Annotated in this window: 11 protein-coding genes; 4 read left to right on the forward strand and 7 right to left on the reverse strand. The window is 71.8% G+C overall.

What is annotated here, in order from left to right:
- Nucleotides 1-269 precede the first annotated feature (269 nt).
- Both B0E53_RS39065 and B0E53_RS39070 read left to right on the forward strand, forming a co-directional pair.
- Nucleotides 270-479 (forward strand): hypothetical protein, encoded by a 210-nt coding sequence (locus tag B0E53_RS39065; RefSeq protein ID WP_246835240.1) that lies wholly within the window; start codon nt 270-272, stop codon nt 477-479.
- Nucleotides 476-841, forward strand: coding sequence for a hypothetical protein (locus B0E53_RS39070; protein WP_246835241.1), 366 nt, complete (start codon nt 476-478; stop codon nt 839-841). The genes B0E53_RS39065 and B0E53_RS39070 overlap by 4 nt, the downstream gene beginning before the upstream one ends.
- A 171-nt stretch (nt 842-1,012) precedes the next feature.
- On the opposite strand, the gene B0E53_RS37330 is transcribed toward B0E53_RS39070, so the two are convergent.
- Together B0E53_RS37330 and B0E53_RS04800 are read right to left on the reverse strand one after the other, a co-directional pair.
- Nucleotides 1,013-1,336, reverse strand: a complete 324-nt coding sequence (locus B0E53_RS37330; protein ID WP_281492835.1) for an STAS domain-containing protein — start codon at nt 1,334-1,336, stop codon at nt 1,013-1,015.
- 25 nt (nt 1,337-1,361) lie between these two features.
- Entirely contained in the window at nt 1,362-3,614 is a 2,253-nt protein-coding gene (locus B0E53_RS04800) for a hypothetical protein (protein WP_107074860.1), read from the reverse strand.
- 282 nt (nt 3,615-3,896) lie between these two features.
- On the opposite strand from B0E53_RS04800, the gene B0E53_RS39075 reads away from it, so the two are divergent.
- Nucleotides 3,897-4,583, forward strand: a complete 687-nt coding sequence (locus B0E53_RS39075) for a phosphotransferase (protein ID WP_246835242.1) — start codon at nt 3,897-3,899, stop codon at nt 4,581-4,583.
- A 91-nt stretch (nt 4,584-4,674) separates the two neighbouring features.
- On the opposite strand, the gene B0E53_RS04815 is transcribed toward B0E53_RS39075, so the two are convergent.
- The 4 genes from B0E53_RS04815 to B0E53_RS04830 all read right to left on the reverse strand — a co-directional run bounded on the left by B0E53_RS04815 (nt 4,675) and on the right by B0E53_RS04830 (nt 8,981).
- Nucleotides 4,675-6,768 carry a 2-oxo acid dehydrogenase subunit E2 gene (locus tag B0E53_RS04815; RefSeq protein ID WP_107074861.1) on the reverse strand — a complete coding sequence of 698 codons (2,094 nt, stop codon included), beginning with the start codon at nt 6,766-6,768 and terminating at the stop codon, nt 4,675-4,677.
- A complete protein-coding gene (locus B0E53_RS04820) occupies nt 6,765-7,670 on the reverse strand; it encodes a thiamine pyrophosphate-dependent dehydrogenase E1 component subunit alpha (protein WP_107074862.1) in 906 nt (301 codons plus the stop codon). The genes B0E53_RS04815 and B0E53_RS04820 overlap by 4 nt, the downstream gene beginning before the upstream one ends.
- Nucleotides 7,667-7,885 (reverse strand): acyl carrier protein, encoded by a 219-nt coding sequence (locus B0E53_RS04825; protein ID WP_246835243.1) that lies wholly within the window; start codon nt 7,883-7,885, stop codon nt 7,667-7,669. The genes B0E53_RS04820 and B0E53_RS04825 overlap by 4 nt, the downstream gene beginning before the upstream one ends.
- Nucleotides 7,886-7,970: 85 nt before the next feature.
- Nucleotides 7,971-8,981: a 3-oxoacyl-[acyl-carrier-protein] synthase III C-terminal domain-containing protein gene (locus tag B0E53_RS04830; RefSeq protein WP_107074864.1), complete on the reverse strand. Its 1,011-nt coding sequence runs from the start codon at nt 8,979-8,981 to the stop codon at nt 7,971-7,973.
- A 45-nt stretch (nt 8,982-9,026) separates the two neighbouring features.
- Here B0E53_RS04830 and B0E53_RS04835 point away from each other — a divergent pair, with 45 nt between their 5' ends.
- Complete coding sequence (locus B0E53_RS04835) at nt 9,027-11,348, forward strand: lantibiotic dehydratase (RefSeq protein ID WP_107074865.1); 2,322 nt, start codon at nt 9,027-9,029, stop codon at nt 11,346-11,348.
- On the opposite strand, the gene B0E53_RS04840 is transcribed toward B0E53_RS04835, so the two are convergent.
- Nucleotides 11,310-16,652 (reverse strand): non-ribosomal peptide synthetase/MFS transporter, encoded by a 5,343-nt coding sequence (locus B0E53_RS04840; RefSeq protein WP_107074866.1) that lies wholly within the window; start codon nt 16,650-16,652, stop codon nt 11,310-11,312. The genes B0E53_RS04835 and B0E53_RS04840 overlap by 39 nt on opposite strands.
- Nucleotides 16,653-16,695 lie beyond the last annotated feature (43 nt).

Here is a 16,695-nt window from a genome sequence, read left to right on the forward strand (position 1 = left end):
CCTCGCGTTCGCCGACATCGGCTGCCTGCTCATCTGCTACCGCAGGCTGACCAAGGCCACCAACTGAGACGCGCCCTAAGCCGAACCGAATGACCACCATGCCTCGCATCGATGCATGACGGCCGAGGGCCACGCCGGATAGCTGTCCGGCCTCTCGTCGCGAACCGCCGACAAGCCTGGACAACCTCGTCCTGGACATGTTCACGAAACAAGGTGGCAGGTCAGGACACGGACGACCAGCGAGACTAGAGATTAACGGCGAGCTGATCGTGTGGGAGCGCGGCCGCACGAACTTCGCGCTGCTCCAGCGGCGGGTCACCGCCGGCCGCTGGCTGCTGCGCCTGGTCCACGACTGCCCCGCCCACGACGTGCTGTTCGATCTGTTGGTCGACGCCGGCGGCGAGGTGGTCCTGGACCTGCCGCTGTCGGAACGGCGGGCCCGCCTCGAGCAGTCGCGGCCGGCATCGAGGGCGTGGTGAGCAAGCGCCTGGCCGGCCGGTACGAGCCGGGCCGGCGCGGCTGGTGGAAGTTCCGGACCCGGATCGTGACCGAGGCGATCGTCGGCGGGGTGACCGGCGGTATCAGATGCCCGCAGACCGTGGTGCTGGGTCGGTTCGACCGGCGGGGCCGGCTGCGGTACACCGGCCGCTCCCATCCCCTGACTGCCGACCAGGGTGCAGCGTTGGCGGGGTTACTCTCGCCGCCGCGGCTGCCGCGTCGCGGCACGGTGGCGCACCCGTGGCCACAGCCGCTGCCCGCGTCCTGGTCCGGTCGGTTGGACCGGCCCGAGCCACCGCTGCTGCTCGGCAAGGAGGAAACCTACTTCGGTGACCTGGGGTGAACGCGTTTGGATCCTCGTCTTGAGTGGGGTGGCGACGACGCCAGCCGCCTGGGTGGCCGGCCCGAAGACGGTTGTTGCCCGCCAGGCGTGCAACGCCCGAAGCGGCCCCTGCCGACCAGGGATGGAGCCGACATGCTGTCCTCTGCCCGCACCAGGGGTCCGGACGAGGGTCTACGGGACCTGGGGTCTGGCCGTTCCTGGCCTGTCTGCCCCGAGCAGCGGTAGGACGCCGGTAACGGTGAGGACTCGCCGGACATGGCCGGTCGGGTTGAGCAGTGTCAGGCAGCCACCCGATGTGGCCGCGTCGCGGTGGGCCGCGATGAGCGCGCCGAGAATCGTCGAGTCGATGAACGTCAGCCCCGTCAGGTCAACATCGACCACGGGGGTCGCACGGATCGTTCCGGTCAGCAGGCCGCGTACCTCGTCCACGCTGCTGACGTCCAGCTCACCCGTCAGGTCAGCACCGTGCGGCCAGGCTGCGACTCGACGCGCCACTGCTGCAGGTCGCCAGGGGCGGACATTAGGCCGTGTTCTCGGTGCCGTGGTGGTTGGTTCGGTCGATGAGGTCCTGTACGGCGGCCTGATAGTGGGGGTCGGTGTGGTAGGGCCAGTGGCGTTCGACGGGCGGTGGGACGGTATCCGCTGGGTCGATGGTGAGGGCGCGGGGGTCCCGGAGTCGGACATCCACCGAGTTGGCGGCCGGGTTGGATGGTGGCTGGGCGCCGCGGTGGTGGTCGAAGATGGGTCCGCCGATTGGGTCGGTGTCCCGCCAGAGGTTGTGCCATCGCCAGTCGAGGCGTTCGCCGATGTCGCACAGGGCGTGCTGGCCGAGGTAGGCCGGGTAGAGGCGGGCGTAGATGCGGCGCAGGGGGCTGCCGTCGGTCAGCAGCGACACTCTGGGCAGGGCGGCAGGTGGCAGTTGCAGGACGGTGGCTGCGGCGAGGACGGAGCCGTGGCTGTGCCCGGAGATGACGACCGGGCCTTGTGCGGCGAGCGCGGTGACCCGTTTGGCCAGTTCGGGCACGGCTCGGGCGGCGTAGCAGGGGGGTGCGAAGGGGTGGACGGTGCGCGGCCAGAAGGTGCCCAGATCCCAGAGGACCGCCACGAGGCGTCGGGTCTCGGCGGATCGGTATGAGCGGTATCCGAGGATCACGAGGCCGATGACGAACAGGCTGATGACCCAGATCCCGGCGTCCGTGACGTACGCGGCGAGCAGCGCGGTTGCGCCGCGCGTTCCGCTGAGTTGAGCGGCGAGCTGGGTGGGCCCGACCCCGATCAGGTCGAGGGCGATGGTGGCCAGGCCGAGCGAGGAGATCAGGAAGAACGCGACGAGCATCGGGCCGAGTTCCTCGGTCACGTGGGACTTGGCGACGGTCTCGCGCACGTCGTGGAGCCGACGCGCCGCGTATGGGGGGACGTGGGGAAAGTCGTGTGCGACAACGCGCTCTGCCATTGCGCGTCGCCGCCGGCGGCTGAGCAGGAGCGTGGCGACGGCTGCCGCGGCGACGATCAGCAGCGCGGCGAGTCCGGCGAGCGCCGCCCACCAGTAGGCGACGGGCGGTTCGAGGGGACCGATGGCAGGTGGGTTAGGCCGGATCGGGTCGGGGATGTCGCCGCGGTCAAGTTGGTCGGCGACCCGGAAGACCAGCGTGGCGGTGAATGCCGCGGCGACGCTGACCGACAGCGCCGCCACGAGCGGCGTGCCGAGCCCGCGCAGGAAAGGCGGGGCCCCGGTCGGGTTCGCCCGCGCTCGTGCGAGCGTGACGATGGCGATCGTGACGAGCAGGACGCCTTGGACCGCGGTCAGGCCGGCGGCGGCGGCCTCGTAGCGGGGCAGTTGCCCGGCTGTGGGATGGACCGATCGGGTGAGGGCGGCGTAGCTGAGGCTCAGAGCGGTCACCACGGCGGTGATCACCCACAGCAGGCGCGGGAGGTGACGGGCCTGCGCCTGGCTGGCCGGCGCGGGCAGGCAGAGCAGTACCGCGCAGAACACCACCAGGGCGGCGGCGGCATCGAACAGCAGTGGGCCGAGTGGATTCCGTCCGCCGTCGGAGACGCCGGCGAGGAGGCTGGCGTCCAGCGTGCCGGCGCCGATCCCGACGTGGATCTGGCGCAGCCAGAACGTGACCCGCTCGTCGTGCCAGAACCCGGGCGTCGACAGGCTCTCGGTCCGCTCCGATGACTTCGGCTCCGCCGGTGTCGGGTCGAAACCCTCGAGTGCCCGCGCCGACCGGGCGCCGATTGCCCAGATCACGCGCAGCGCGAGCAGCGGGATCAGCGACAGCAGGGCCAGGCGGGGACCTATCGGCATCGCGGCGAGCCAGGACAGGTACGGGCGATCAGCCCGGCACTCGACGTAGGGCACGCATTGCCAGCCGACGAGGTTCAGCGTGACCCCGACGAGCGCGAGCGTGAACGCCACGGTGAGGGTGCCGGCGAGCAAGCGACACAACGCGCCGAGCAGACCCCACCGGTCGGTCGACGTCGGGCGCAGCCAGATCGCGAGGTTACCCAGCATGAACGGCAACAGCAGCAGCATCGAGGCCGTGCGTACCGCCGCACCGGCAGTCAGGGCACCCCAGCGGTACGCCTCGACGGCGACCCCGGCGGCGCCGCTGGCCGTGCCGGTCCCGGGCCGGGTGCGGTAGAACCCGGCGTGCCGGTCCCCGGCGACACGCACCACGATCGGGTGGTCGAGGATCGTCTCCGCCGACGCGCCGTACACCCCGTGCACCCGCAACTCGACGGGTTCACCCCCGGGTGCTGCGCCCACGGGGCCAGGGTCACAGAAACTACCGCCACCCGCTGCCAAATCGGTCGAGTTGAGTCCCCCCCCCCCCCGAGGTGTAGGCATTTCCTGCGGCTGAGGCAGTCTCGCGTACTGAAGATGACTCCCTTGCAAACCACCATCTCGGTATACGCGTAGCCGTCGTCATCAAGGCCGTGGGGCACACACCAGCGGTCGCCGACCTGCCCCGAGTGATCCCGGACTTCGCCAACCCACGCCGCGCGGCCCTGCACCGCTGCCGCCGCCGCGGGCGTCGACGCGACGGCAGTGGCCGCCCTACTCGATCGCCCCAGCCCGCCAACAGCCTTCTACAAGGACCCGAACATCCGGAACTACCTCGTGGACGGCGAAGACATCGCCGTCGTCGACTTCGACGACCTGACCCTCGCCGCCTTCGGCTACGACCTCGCCGGACTGCTCGTCACCGCCTCCATGACCTACGGCCGCCTCGACGAACAGACCTTCGCCTACCGCGTTACCAGCGATCGGCCCGGCCCGGCCCGTCTCCGTGACGCTCTTACCCCCGCCGAGACCCCACTCGTACGAGATGAACCCCAGGCTGTTGCCCGGCCGCAGCCACTGGTACAGGGCGTGGCTGGCGGATGTCGCGCTCGCCGGCCGGACTACCGTCGCGGGGCCGGAACCGGGGCGGGCGAAGAACCCCAGCGCCGCGAACACCAGCAGGTTGCCGACGACCTGGCCCGTCGCCGTCAGCGGCCCGGCGGCGGCGATCGTGAGCAGATCCCGCAGCGGTACCAGGCTCACCCGACCGGGGACGGCGCCGGCCCGATCGCCCGGCAACATGATCATCCATACCCACGGCACCGTCCCGTACACGATGCCGACCTCGGCCAGCGACATCCGCCACGCCGGCGTGGTGCCGGTGACACTCCGACGGCGCGCCAGAGCCCCACACCACCAGCGCGGCCAACGGCAGTACGGCCACCGAGATGAGCGCCGCGCCATTGAACGTACCGACTCAGCCGTGCCACCCCTTGACCATGCCACCTCCGGTTTCCGGCGCCGGCGCGCAACGGCTCCACGGTTACCGTTGCAGGGCGACGCTAAGCGCGGCCAGGTACGCCCCGGCCTGCGCCCCGTTGACCAGCCGGTGGTCGTAGGCCAGCCCGAGGTCCGCCATCATCCGCTCGCGCACCTCACCTCCGACGTCCAGCACGACCTCGCGGTGCACGTCGGGCACCGACAGGGCACAGGTGACGCCGGGCGGGATGATCGGCTGGGCGTAGATCACCCCGGGGGTGTTGTTGAGCGCGACCAGGAAGTTCATCCCGGCCATGTCGTCCTCGCGTAGCCGGTTGCGCAGCGCCTTCATCCGCAGCTCGACGACAGTGTCGGCGAGGTCGCCCAGGTCCAGCTTCGCCGCGTCGCGGATCACCGGCAGGAACAACCCGGTGCCGACGTCCACGGTGAGCCCGACCGACGGCTGTGCCGCCTCGATGACCCGGCCGTCCCCGGTGAGCTGGGCGTAGAGGGCAGGGAACTGCTCGTGCAACCTGGCCACGGCAGCGATGACAACCTCGGTCAGGCTGACGTCGGCGCCGGTCTCGTCGGCGGCCCGGCGCGCGTACGCGAGGGCGACGGTCACGTCGACCCGCACGGCGGTGAAGGCGACCGGGATCTCCCGGTGTGAGGTCGCCACCACGTCGGCGATGCGGCGTTGTGACGGTGGCAGCGGCCGCCCCGGCAGCGCCGGTTGCGTCACCACGGACGGCTCGGCGACCGGGGGCGCCGCGGCAGGGAAGGCACCGGCGGACAGGATGTAGCCGATGGTCGAGCCCGGGACGCAGTCGGCCCCGGCGGCGAGGTCCTGGCGCAGGACGCCCGCGTGCGTCGCCGCCAGCTCCTCGATCGCCTTGGAGGTCTCGACGGCCGCGATCACCTGTCCGATCTCGACGGTGGCACCGGCCGGGACCAGCCACTCCAGCAGCACATAGCTGTCGTCGTTGTTGTTGAGCTTGGGTACGCTCACCGCGACACCCTGCTCCACCGCCCGCGCCTGGCGCAACCTGGTCAGCGGCGAACCGGTGCTGGAAACCGGAGCCGTGCCGGGCGTTTGCCACGACGGCGCAGCCCGATCGCGACTTGCCGCTCCCGACGCGGCAGACTCGCCAGTGGCGCGGTGCATGATCCGTTCCAGGATCGTGTCCGCGCTGAGCAGGACCGCCCGTTCCAGGTGCGGTGCCGACGGAATGATGCTGGCGGCCGAGCTGACAAGCTCGATCGGCCGACGCAGCAGCGGCCACGCGGCGGCGTAGAGCCGGGTGGCGACCTCGCTCCCCCAGGTGCCGCCAGCCGTGCTCTCCTCGGCGACGATCACGCCGTCGGCGCCGTCGAGCAGGCCGAGCACACCGTCGACATCGAAGGGGTAGAGCCGGGCTGGGACCAGCACCTCGACATTATGCCCCTGCTCCCAGGCCTTCCTGGCGGCGGCGATCGCCCGGTTGGCGGCCCCGCCGGGGGCGATGACCAGCGTCGGCGCGGCGGCGGCAGCCGGGTCGTAGACGCGGGCCCAGTTGCGGTCCGCGCCCAGCAGCTCGAAGGCGAGGCGGTCGTCGACGCGGTTGTCCACGTACCTCCGCTGGGTGTAAAGGATCTTGTCCTCGAACAGCATGGACGGTTCGCCGCGGCGCAGCGCGGCGGCGAGCACGTCGGCCGCGTCGTGCAGTGGCGACAGCTCGAAGAGCGCGAGGTGCGGGATGCCGATGAAGTGCTTCTGCACGCTCTGGCTGTGCGTCGGGCCGTAGCCCCGCCCACCGCCGACGGGGCAGCGGATCACGACGCGCATCGGGGTGTGCTCGCCATACATGGCGACGGATTTGGTGAGGAAGTTGATGATCGGGTCGAAGGCGAGGCCGACGAAATCGCCGAACATGATCTCGACGATGACCGTGTCGCCGCAGAGCGCCAGGCCACCCGCGATGCCGGTGATGCCGTTCTCGCTCAGCGGCGTCGACAGCACCCGGTCCGGGTAGGCCGTCGACAGGCCCTGGGTGACCTTGAAGGCGCCGCCGTAAGGGTCGACGACATCCTCGCCCAGCAGCCAGGCCCGCTCGTCGGCGGCGAACAGCTCGTGCAGGGCGCGGTTGAGGTGCTGGCTCATTCGTTCGGCGCGCGTCACGCCGCGCCTCCGCTCACCAGGGGCCGGGCCAGCGCCGCGGCCGAGATTTCCGCGACCCGCTGCCGGGCCTGCGCGTCAGCGGCCGAAAACTGTGGCGGGTACGCAACCGCGTACCGCTCCAGCCAGTCGAGGTGGCGCAGCCGGCGAATCTCGTCGGCCGGGCGGGAGTCGTCGCCCTTGCTGTGCGGGCCGAGTCGGACCGTGTGCTGCACCAGCACATGCGGCTGCCGGGTGGCGCGGACCCGCTCGATGTGCGGCGCGGCGGCGGCACGCACCTCGTTGAGGTCCAGCGAATCCGACTCGCTGAAAGTGATCCCGAACCCGGCGACCCGGCCGCCGATGGTCCCGGCCAACTGCTCGGTGGTCGGGGTGGACTGGGCGATCCGGTTGTGCTCGACCACGACCAGCAGCGGCACCCGCCACAGCTTTGCCATGTTGAGCGCCTCGTAGACCGCGCCTTCGCCCCAGGTGCCGTCACCGATGTAGGTCACCACGATCCCGTCCTGCCCGGTGCGGTTGAGGTGCAGCCCCACGCCGACCGCGGCGGGCAGGCTCTCCCCCTGCACGCCGGTGGACAGGAACCGTTCCCGGCGCAGGTGCTGGCTGCCACCGCGCCCATGGCACACCCCGCCCTGCCGGCCGAGCAGTTCCGCCAGCAGGCCGTCCGGATCAGCGCAGTGGGCCAGGTAGTGCCCGTGCCCCCGGTGGTTGCTGAACACGAAGTCCCCGGTCAGCAGCGGGGCCAGCGCGACCGGGATGTATTCCTGGCCGAGGCAGGTGTGCGTGGTGCCGCTGAGGTGGCCGTCCGCGTACAGGCGGAGCAGTTCCTCCTCGAAGCGGCGGATGAACAGCCCGGTGCCGAGGTCGGCGTCGCTGAGCGGAGACGGCGCGGCGAACGTCATTCCTCGATGCCCCGCCGCGCGAGCAACTCGCGCAGGTCCGCCACCGACCGAACGGCCCGGATCTCCCGTGGCGTGATGGCGATCCCGTAGGTGTCCTCGACCGCCGCGACGATTTGGAGGTGGCGCAAGCTCACCCAGGCCGCTGTGGTCGCGGGACCGGTCTGCGCGTCGACCTGATCAACCGGCAACGCCAGCACGTCGGCGACGAGCCGCACCAGGCGACTGGACATCCGGTGTCCCTTTCCAGAACGGACATCAGGCAGCGGCGGCGCGCTGTCAAACCGATCGGGCGATCGATGCTTACACCTCGACGATGGTACAGGCCCAGTGCATGCCCCGGCCCAGTGAGATCAGCGCGACCCGGTCGCCCTCGCGGAGTTCACCGGCGGCGAGCAGGCGGCTCAGCCCGAAAAGCTGGTCGGCCGCACCGAGATGCCCGTGCTCGGCGGCCAGTTCCCGGTTGGTACGCGCCAGCGGCACCCTGTGCGCCTGCGCCAGGGACGCCATGGACCGCTCGTTGTCGCTGACCAGGATCAGGCGCGCCAGGTCGGTGACCTTGACGTCCGCCCGCTCGCAGGCCCGCTCGGTGACCCGCACGGCCCGCTCGTCGAGGTCCCGGGCGAACTGCTCGAACTGCTCGGCGTCGTAGTCGAAGAACTCCATCACGTGCCACACGTCGCGGACGGCAGGCGGCTCGGCACCAGGGCCGAATGGTGCAGCCGCGCCGCCCACATCGAGCCGGTGGAAGGCGGCGTAGCGGCCGTCGGTGGCGGCCTCCGTGGCGAGCCAGCGCAGCCGGGAATGCCCGCGCCGGGCCACCGTGGCGACCGCGCCGTCGGAGAAGACCATCGGCTGCGTGTCCATCCGGTTCCAGTACGCCTCACAGGTCCGGTTCGCGGCCACCACCAAGGCGCTGGCGTACCGCGGGTGGGTGGCGAACTTGCCCGCGACCGTGTCGAAGCTGAGCACACCCGTCGTGCACGCCTGAGTGAGCAGCACCGCTTCGGCGTTGACCGCGCCGAGCCGGTGCGCCAGGTCGGCTGCAGCGTCCCAGTAGAGGTACTCGGTGAGGTCGGTGCTGGCCAGCACCAGCAGGTCCACCTCCGCGGCGGCGAGCGCGGCGGCGTCGAGGGCCTGGCGGGCGGCCCGCTCGGCGAGGTCGGTCAGGCCAACCTCCGGGGCGCTGCGGTGCACCTGGCGGTAACCGTACCCGAGGACCCGGTTCACGTCGTCGGTGTACTGCCCCACCACGTCCGCCACCGGTACCGGATCGCCGAGCGCCTCGCCGAACGACACCAGCCCGAAGCTCATGTTTGACCGTCCCACCGCAGGTCCATGGATGCATACCATTGCCGGATGCCCCAGGAGCATCTCACGTCCCTCGCCGGAACCCCGTGGCGCATGTGGCGTTCAGCGCTGCTGCGGTCGGCCGGATTCCCAGTGGCCGGGATGCAGCGGTTCGCCGCGCCCGCGCTCGCGGCGGCCGCCGACGGCTGTCTCACCGGTGCCTCAGGCGCGGCCACCTTCGAGGCCGCGTTCGACGCCGCCGCAACGGATCTCGGCCGGGCCGTCTACGACATCGCCTGCGACGATGCGTTCCGCACTGCGCTTGTCTGGCAGAATCCGGCCGTCCTGCTCGCGGTCGACGCGATCCGGCGTGACGGCCCGCACGCCCCGCGCAATCTGCGTCGACGGCACCGCGAGGAGGTCATCGCGAAATACTGGCAGCGTTACTGCCTCAAGAACGACACCGTCGGCTTCTTCGGTCCCATCTGCTGGACGGAACTGGGTGGCCCCGGTCCCGTCGCCACGGTGCGCCCGGGTGCGGCTTTGACGCGTACCCGCCGGGTTTTTCTGGAGCGGTGGGCGCTGGACGCGCTCGGCGAGGCCTTCGCCTGCGCGGAGGGTGTGCGGGACTGGCTGCCGGTGCGGCTGGCGCCCCAGCTGACGCTGCGAGACGGGGTGCTGCTGCATCCGCACCGAGCGCCGCAGGCACTGCCGGCGGCGATGGCCACGCTTCTGACTCTGGCGCAGCGGCGATCGCGCGTCGCGGACCTCGCCTCCGCGCTGGTCGCGGACCCGGCGAGCGGGTTCCGCCGCGCCGCCGACGTGTACGCGCAGCTCGACGAACTCGCCGAGCGCGGCGTGCTGCGGATCGGGTTCGACCTGCCGATCGACCTCACCGCCGAGGATGTGCTGCGCGAACAGCTCGCCGCGATCGGCGACGACCTGGTCCGCGAACGGGTGCTCGCTGAGCTGGCCACCATCAGCGCACTGCGCGACGCGGTGGCCGCCGCCGACGGCCCGGACGCCCTGGCCGCAGCCATGTCCGCACTGGAGCGGAAGTTCGTCGAGCTGACCGGTCAGGCCGCGCGGCGACACCCCGGCGAGGTGTACGCCGGACGCACCCTGTGCCACCTGGAAACCGTACGCGACCTGGACATCAGCTTCGGTGACGCGCTGCTGGAACGGCTTGCTCCGCTGGAGCCGCTGCTGCTGTCGGCCCGGTGGCTGACGGCGGCGATCGGCGACGCGTACGCCGAAGCGTTGGCCGCCCTCTACCGCGACCTGTCGGCCGATTCGGCCACTGCGGACGTTCCCCTGGCCGACCTGTGGTTCCTGGCTCAGGCGATCGTGTTCGGGGCGGACCCGCCCGGCGCGGCCGTCACCGCGGATTTCCTGGCCCGGTGGGCGAAGGTGCTCGGCCTGGCCGACGTCGATGCGGACGCCCGGGAGCTGCGGTTCGGCGGCGCCGAGCTGACCGAGCGGGTCGCCGCGGCGTTCCCGGCCACCGCGCCCGGCTGGGACGCCGCCCGGATTCACAGCCCCGACGTGCACCTGTGCGCCCCGGACGAGGCGGCGCTGCTGCGGGGAGACTTCACCGTCGTGCTCGGCGAGCTGCACGTGGCCCTGGCCGCGTTCGACACGCACTTCTTCGCGTACGGGCACCCGGAACCGCAGCGGTTGCGGGACGGCATGCGGGCCGACCTGCCCGAGGGCCGGGTGCGGCTGCTGCCCCCGGCGGACTGGCCCCGGCACACGGCCCGCATCGCGGAATGGCTGCACGGACCCGCCGACGCGCAGCTCGGCTTCGTCAGCGCCCCCGGCGCCGACCCGGACCGCCTCGTTCCGATCACCGGCCTCACCGTGCGACCCGAAGCCGACGGCAGCCTGCGGGTGCACGCGGGCGACGGACGGCAGTGGCCGCTGCTGGAGGTGTTCGCGCCGCTCTTCGACTACCAGGTGTTCGACACGTGGAAGCTGGCCGGGAATGTCGGGCATACCCCGCGCATCACCGTCGACGACCTCGTGCTGGTCCGCGAGACCTGGCGCACCACGGTCGGCGACAGTGGGCTGCACAAGGTGAAGGGTGAGCGGGAACGCTACCTCGCGGTGCGGCGCTGGAGGCTCGCCCTCGGCCTGCCCGAGCAGATCTTCGTCCGGGTCGACACCGAGCTCAAACCCAGCTTCGTCGACCTGACCAGCGGCGTCTACGCCCGGCTGCTGTGCACCCTGCTGCGCGGCGCGCACGAGAAGGGCGGCGAGGGGGTCGGGCTGACCATCACCGAGTTGCTGCCCGGCCCGGGCGACGCCTGGCTGACCGACGCGGCCGGCCAGGCGTACGCCTCGGAACTGCGGCTACAGATCGTCGACCCGGCGACGGCTCTGGTGCGATAGCCACTCGGTCGCATCCGCGGGAGCGTCGGGGGTGTCGGTGTCGAACAGGCGCAACCGACGCCGACCGTAGGCGCCCAGCGACACCACGGCCAGGGCCAGCCCGGACACGACGAACGCGAACCCGAGCCCTCGGCCGGCGCCGGTCCCGATCAGGGCACCGACGCTGTCGGCCAGGGCGCCGCCCGGAGCGAACATCGGCTCCAGCACCGACCCGCTCAGCGGCACCAGCACGGCGAAACCCAGCGGCAACGTCGCCCAGGTCAGCGTCTGGATGATCGCCAACACCCGGCCGTGGAACCGCTGCGGCACCTTCACCTGGATGATCGACAGGTAGATGCCGTTGTGCAGGCCCAGACCCAGTCCCACGCCGAAGCTGCCGAGCGCGACCAGCGCAAGGTTCGGGCGTACGCCGCTGAGCACCAGGCTGATCGCGACCCCGAACGCGATCGCGATCAGGGCCGGCATCCGGCGCCTGGTCGGGCCACCCCATACCGCGATCACGAGTCCACCCAGGACCGCGCCCAGCGCCTCGGCGAACGCGACCGTGCCGACCTGGCCCATCGTGCCGAACGCGAGCACCATCGGCGGCACCAGCAGCAGGCTGGCCAGGCAAAGGTTGTAGAGCGAGAAGAACCCCAGCATGGCCCGGAACCCCGGCTGCGCCCACGCCATCCGCGCCCCGCCGATCAGCTCGGCCAGGAACGACTCCTTGCGGCGGCGGCCGAGCAGCTTGGGAAACTTCACCACCGCGAGCACGCTGATCGCGACCGCGTAGCTCACGATGTCGATCAACAGTACGCCGGTCAGGTCGATCGCCGCGAGCAGGCCCGCCGCGAGCAGCGGCACCGCCAGCGAACTGAGCCCCACGGCCAGCTGGGCGATACCGTTGGCGTGCCCCAGGTAGCGCTTCGGCATGACCTGCGGGATCGCGGCCAGGTAGGTGATGCGCTGGAACACCGACGCCGCGCCGAGCACACAAACCAGGGCGTAGACGGCGGCCAGCCCCGGCTGATCGGTCCACAGCAGCGTGGCCAGCAGCGCCTCCGCCGTCACCGCGGCCGCGCACGCGGCGAGCAGCACCTTGCGTCGGTCGAACCGGTCCGCGACGGCACCCGCGACCGGCAGCGTCAGCAGCGCCGGGAGGTAGGCGATCACCCCGGACAGGCCGAACGACAGCATCGACCCGGTGGTCAGGTAGACCCAGACGGGTACGGCCCACTGGGTCAGCGCCGAGCCGGTGGCCGAGATCAGCTGGCTGGCGGTGAGCGCCAGGAACCGGCGTACGCCGGGCTGCACGTCGGTGCCGGCGGTGATGGGGTCGGCGCTGGTGGCGGCCAGTTCCCAGCCGTCACCGGCGAGCCGCTCCGCGGTGGCCTGCGCGGCGGGGGGCTCGGCCAGGCGGAGATGGGTCTGGGTGACCACCTCGGCGAGCGCCTTGGCCCGCTGCTTGATGAAGTAGTGCCCGGCCTGATCGAGGACCACCAGCGCGGTGGATTCGCCGAGCAGGCTCCACTCGCGGTAGCGCTCCTGGTAATACTCGGTGAGCATGTCGTGGGTGCCGACGACGGAGATCACCGGCGCGGGCACCTGGGCCGGCTCGGCCTCCAGCCACTCGGTGAACTTCTCCTGCGCCTCGGCGGCCTCCCGCCGCACGTGGTGGACGAACCGGTCGACCTGCGCCTGGTCCAGGTCGGCCAGCTCGGCGCCGATCGAGCGCAGGAACGTCTCGTAACGCCGGTCCGCGCCACGGGAGTCGACCCAATCGACCAGGCGGCCGAGCATGTTGTCCGGCCGGGCCGTCGGGAACACGCCGCCGGCGTAGATCGCGTCGATCGGGCGGCCCTGCTCGTGCAGCCGCCGGGCGATGCCGGTCAGCAGGGCGCCGCCGACGCAGTGGCCGTACAGGACCAGCGGGCCGTCCACCCGGTCCTGGATCTCGGCCACGCACCGGTCGACCAGCTCACCGAAGGGCAGCTCCGCGTCGCTGACCCCGACGTCATGGCCGGGGACCGCCACCGAGAACAGCGTGTGCCCGGGCGGCAGCTCGTCCGCGAGCGGCTGGTAGATGCTGGCCAGCCCGCCACCGTAGGGTACGCACACGTAGGACCGCACCCGCTGCCCCGCCGGGACCGGCTTGGTCAGTTCGTAGAGCAGCGGCCGCCGGCGCTCCCGGTCGGCCGGGCCGTCGATCAGCGCGGCCAGCCCCTGCACGGTCGAGTGCTGGAACACGTCCATCACGCCGACATCGATGTGCCCGTACGCGTCGCGCAGCTTGGCCAGCATCCGGATCGCCAACAGCGAATGCCCGCCCAGTTCGAAGAAGTCGTCGTCGAGCCCGACGTCCTTGACCCCCAGCACGTCCTGCCAGGCGGCGGCGATGGCCTGCTCGACCGGGGTGACCGGTGACCGGCGCACGGCGGCGCGGCTGTCGTCGTGCCCGGGCGCGGGCAGCGCGGCGGTGTCGAGCTTTCCGTTGGCAGACAGGGGCAGCGCGTCCAGCGGCACGAACCCCGACGGCACCATGTATTCCGGCAGCCGCCGCTTCAGCGCCTCCCGTAGCGCTGTCTGGTCCAGGCTTTCGGTGCCTGCTGCCAGCGTCACGTACGCCACCAGGCGCTGTTCGGCGGGCGTGGCACCGCGTACGACGACGGCGGCGGAGCCGATGCCCGGCTGCTCGCGCAGCACGGCGGCGATCTCCCCCAGCTCGATCCGCAGGCCACGCAGTTTCACCTGGTCGTCGATACGGCCGAGGAACTCCAGGGTGCCGTCGGTCCGCCAGCGGGCCAGGTCACCCGTGGCGTAGAGCCGAGCGCCGGCGCCATGGAACGGGTCGGCGACGAACGTGCGGGCGGTGAGTTCGGGGCGGTGCAGGTAGCCCCGGGCCACCTGCACCCCGCCGAGGTAAAGCTGCCCGGCGACGCCGACCGGCACCGGCTGCAGAGCCTGGCCGAGCACGTAGGTGCGGACGTTGCGGATGGGCCCGCCGATCGGCACCCGGGTGACCCCGGCCAACGCGGTGGGCGTAGCCGCCCAGGCGGTGACGTCGATCGCGGCCTCGGTGGGCCCGTAGAGGTTGTGCAGCGCGGCGGCCGGGAGGGCGGCCACGGCCCGGCGGGCGAGTTCGATCGGCAGCTCCTCGCCGCTGCACACGATCCGCCGCAGCGACCCGCACCGAACGAGGTCGGCGGAACCGGCCGTGGCCAGGAAGGCGTCCAGCATCGATGGAACGAAGTGGACGGTGGTGATCCGCTCCCGTTCGATCAGATCCCGCAGGTACGCCGGGTCGCGGTGTCCGCCCGGCTGAGCCAGCACCAGCCGCGCACCCACGATGAGCGGCCAGAACACCTCCCAGACCGACACGTCGAAACCGATCGGCGTCTTGTGCAGGACGGCGTCGTCCGGTCCGAGTCCGAAGGTGTCCTGCATCCAGTCGAGCCGGTTGACGATGCCGGCGTGCTCGTTGATCACGCCCTTCGGTCGCCCGGTGGACCCTGACGTGTAGATCAGGATCAGGTACGCCGCGTTGCCCGGCCCGGCGGCGATGCCCGCAGCGGTGTCGGGCTCGTCCGGGCCGGTCAGCGGCAGCACGACGCCCGGTACGGCCAGCCCTTGCGGCACCTCGTCGGCCAGCAGCACCTCGGCACCGGCATCCGCGAGCATGTAGGCCAGCCGCTGCGCCGGATAGTCCGGATCCAACGGCAGGTAGGCCGCACCGGCCCGGTGGATGCCGAGCAGCCCGGCGACCAGGCGGGTGGAGCGGGGCTCGTGGATGGCGACGATCGACTCAGGGCCTACGCCGTGCGCGATCAGCCGCCGTGCCACCTGCTCGGCGGCGGCGGACAACTCGGCGTAGGTCAGCCGGGTTTCGCCGTCGACCAGCGCGACCGCGTCCGGGGTACGCCGGGCCTGGTCGTCGAACAGCTCCGCCAGGGTGGTCTGGCGCACCGGGGCGTCAGTGGCGTTCCAGCCGGTCACGACCTGGGCGCGCTCGGCGTCCGACATGATCGGTAGCGCGCCCACCCTGGTCCGCGGCGCCGCGGCGGCGGCCGCGAGCAGCAGCAGGTAGCGGTCCGCGAACGCCTCCATGGTGGCGGCCTCGAACAGTGCGTTGTTGTACTCCAGCCGCAGCTCGTTCCCGGCGATTTCCAGCGACAGGTCGTCCATGGCGCCGCCGAACGCCTCACCGCGGCCGGTCGGCAGATGGTGGAAGGTGACCTGATACAGCGGCGGCACGCCGGGGTCGCGCCGCACCGCCAGTTCCTCGACGAGCTTCTGGAACGGCATGTCCTGGTGGTCCCACGCATCGAGTACGACGTGGCGCACCCGGCGGACCAGGGTCAGGAACGGCGGATCACCGGAGACGTCGACCCGCAGCGTCAGCATGTTCATGAACATGCCCAGCAGCGGCTCCAACTCGGCACGGTCGCGGCCCACCACCGGCATGCCGACCACGATGTCGTCGCTGCCCGACAGCCGGTGCAGCAGCGCGACATAGGCCGCCAGCTGCACCATGAACGGGGTCGCGGCGGCCTGCTGGGACAGCTCGGGTAGCGCCTGCGCCACGCCTTCGGGCAGGGTGCGGCGTACGTCGCCGCCGTTGAACGTACGGGTCGGCGGGCGCGGACGGTCGGTGGTCAGCGTGTGCACGACGGGCAGGCCGGTCAGCGTCTCCCGCCAGTAGTCGCGCAGCTGGCCCCACCGAGGGCCGTCGAGGCGATCGCGTTCCCAGGCGGCGTAGTCGGCGTACTGGATGGGCAGGTCGGGCAGGTCCGGCGTGCGGCCCGCGACGGCGGCGGCGCACAGCTCGGTCAGCTCGGCACGCAGGTTGAGCAGTGAGGTGCCGTCGAGGATGACGTGGTGCCCGGCGAACAGCAGCCACCAGGTGTCCGCGCCGAGCCGCAGCAGCCGGGCCCGCCACAGCGGCGCGCGGTCCATCGACAGGTCGAGGCGGGCGTACTCGGCGACGATCTGGGCGCGGGCGCGTTCCCGGTCCGGCTCGGCCAGCCCGGACAGGTCGGTCACCGGCAGCTCGATCGGCACCGTGGGGTGGATGTCCTGGTAGAGCTCGCCGTCGCTCAGGCGCAGGGTGGTGCGCAGGGCCTCGTGCCGTTCGGTGACCGCCCGCAGCGCGGCGAGCGCCTGCTCCGGCCCCGCGCCGGGAGGCAGGGTGACCGCGTCGGTCATCGTGAACAGCGGCTGCCCGGGGCTGAGCTGGGCGGTGAACCAGACCCGCTCCTGGGCGTAGGAGGCGGGGACGGTGTAGACGCCGCCCACCGCCGTGAGGTCGTGCCGCAACTCGGTCATCCTGGGTTCTCCTTGGCATGCCCTCCTGGCCCTTGCTTCGCTG

This window comes from Micromonospora sp. MH33 (assembly GCF_003013775.1).
Taxonomy (GTDB): domain Bacteria; phylum Actinomycetota; class Actinomycetes; order Mycobacteriales; family Micromonosporaceae; genus Micromonospora; species Micromonospora fulviviridis.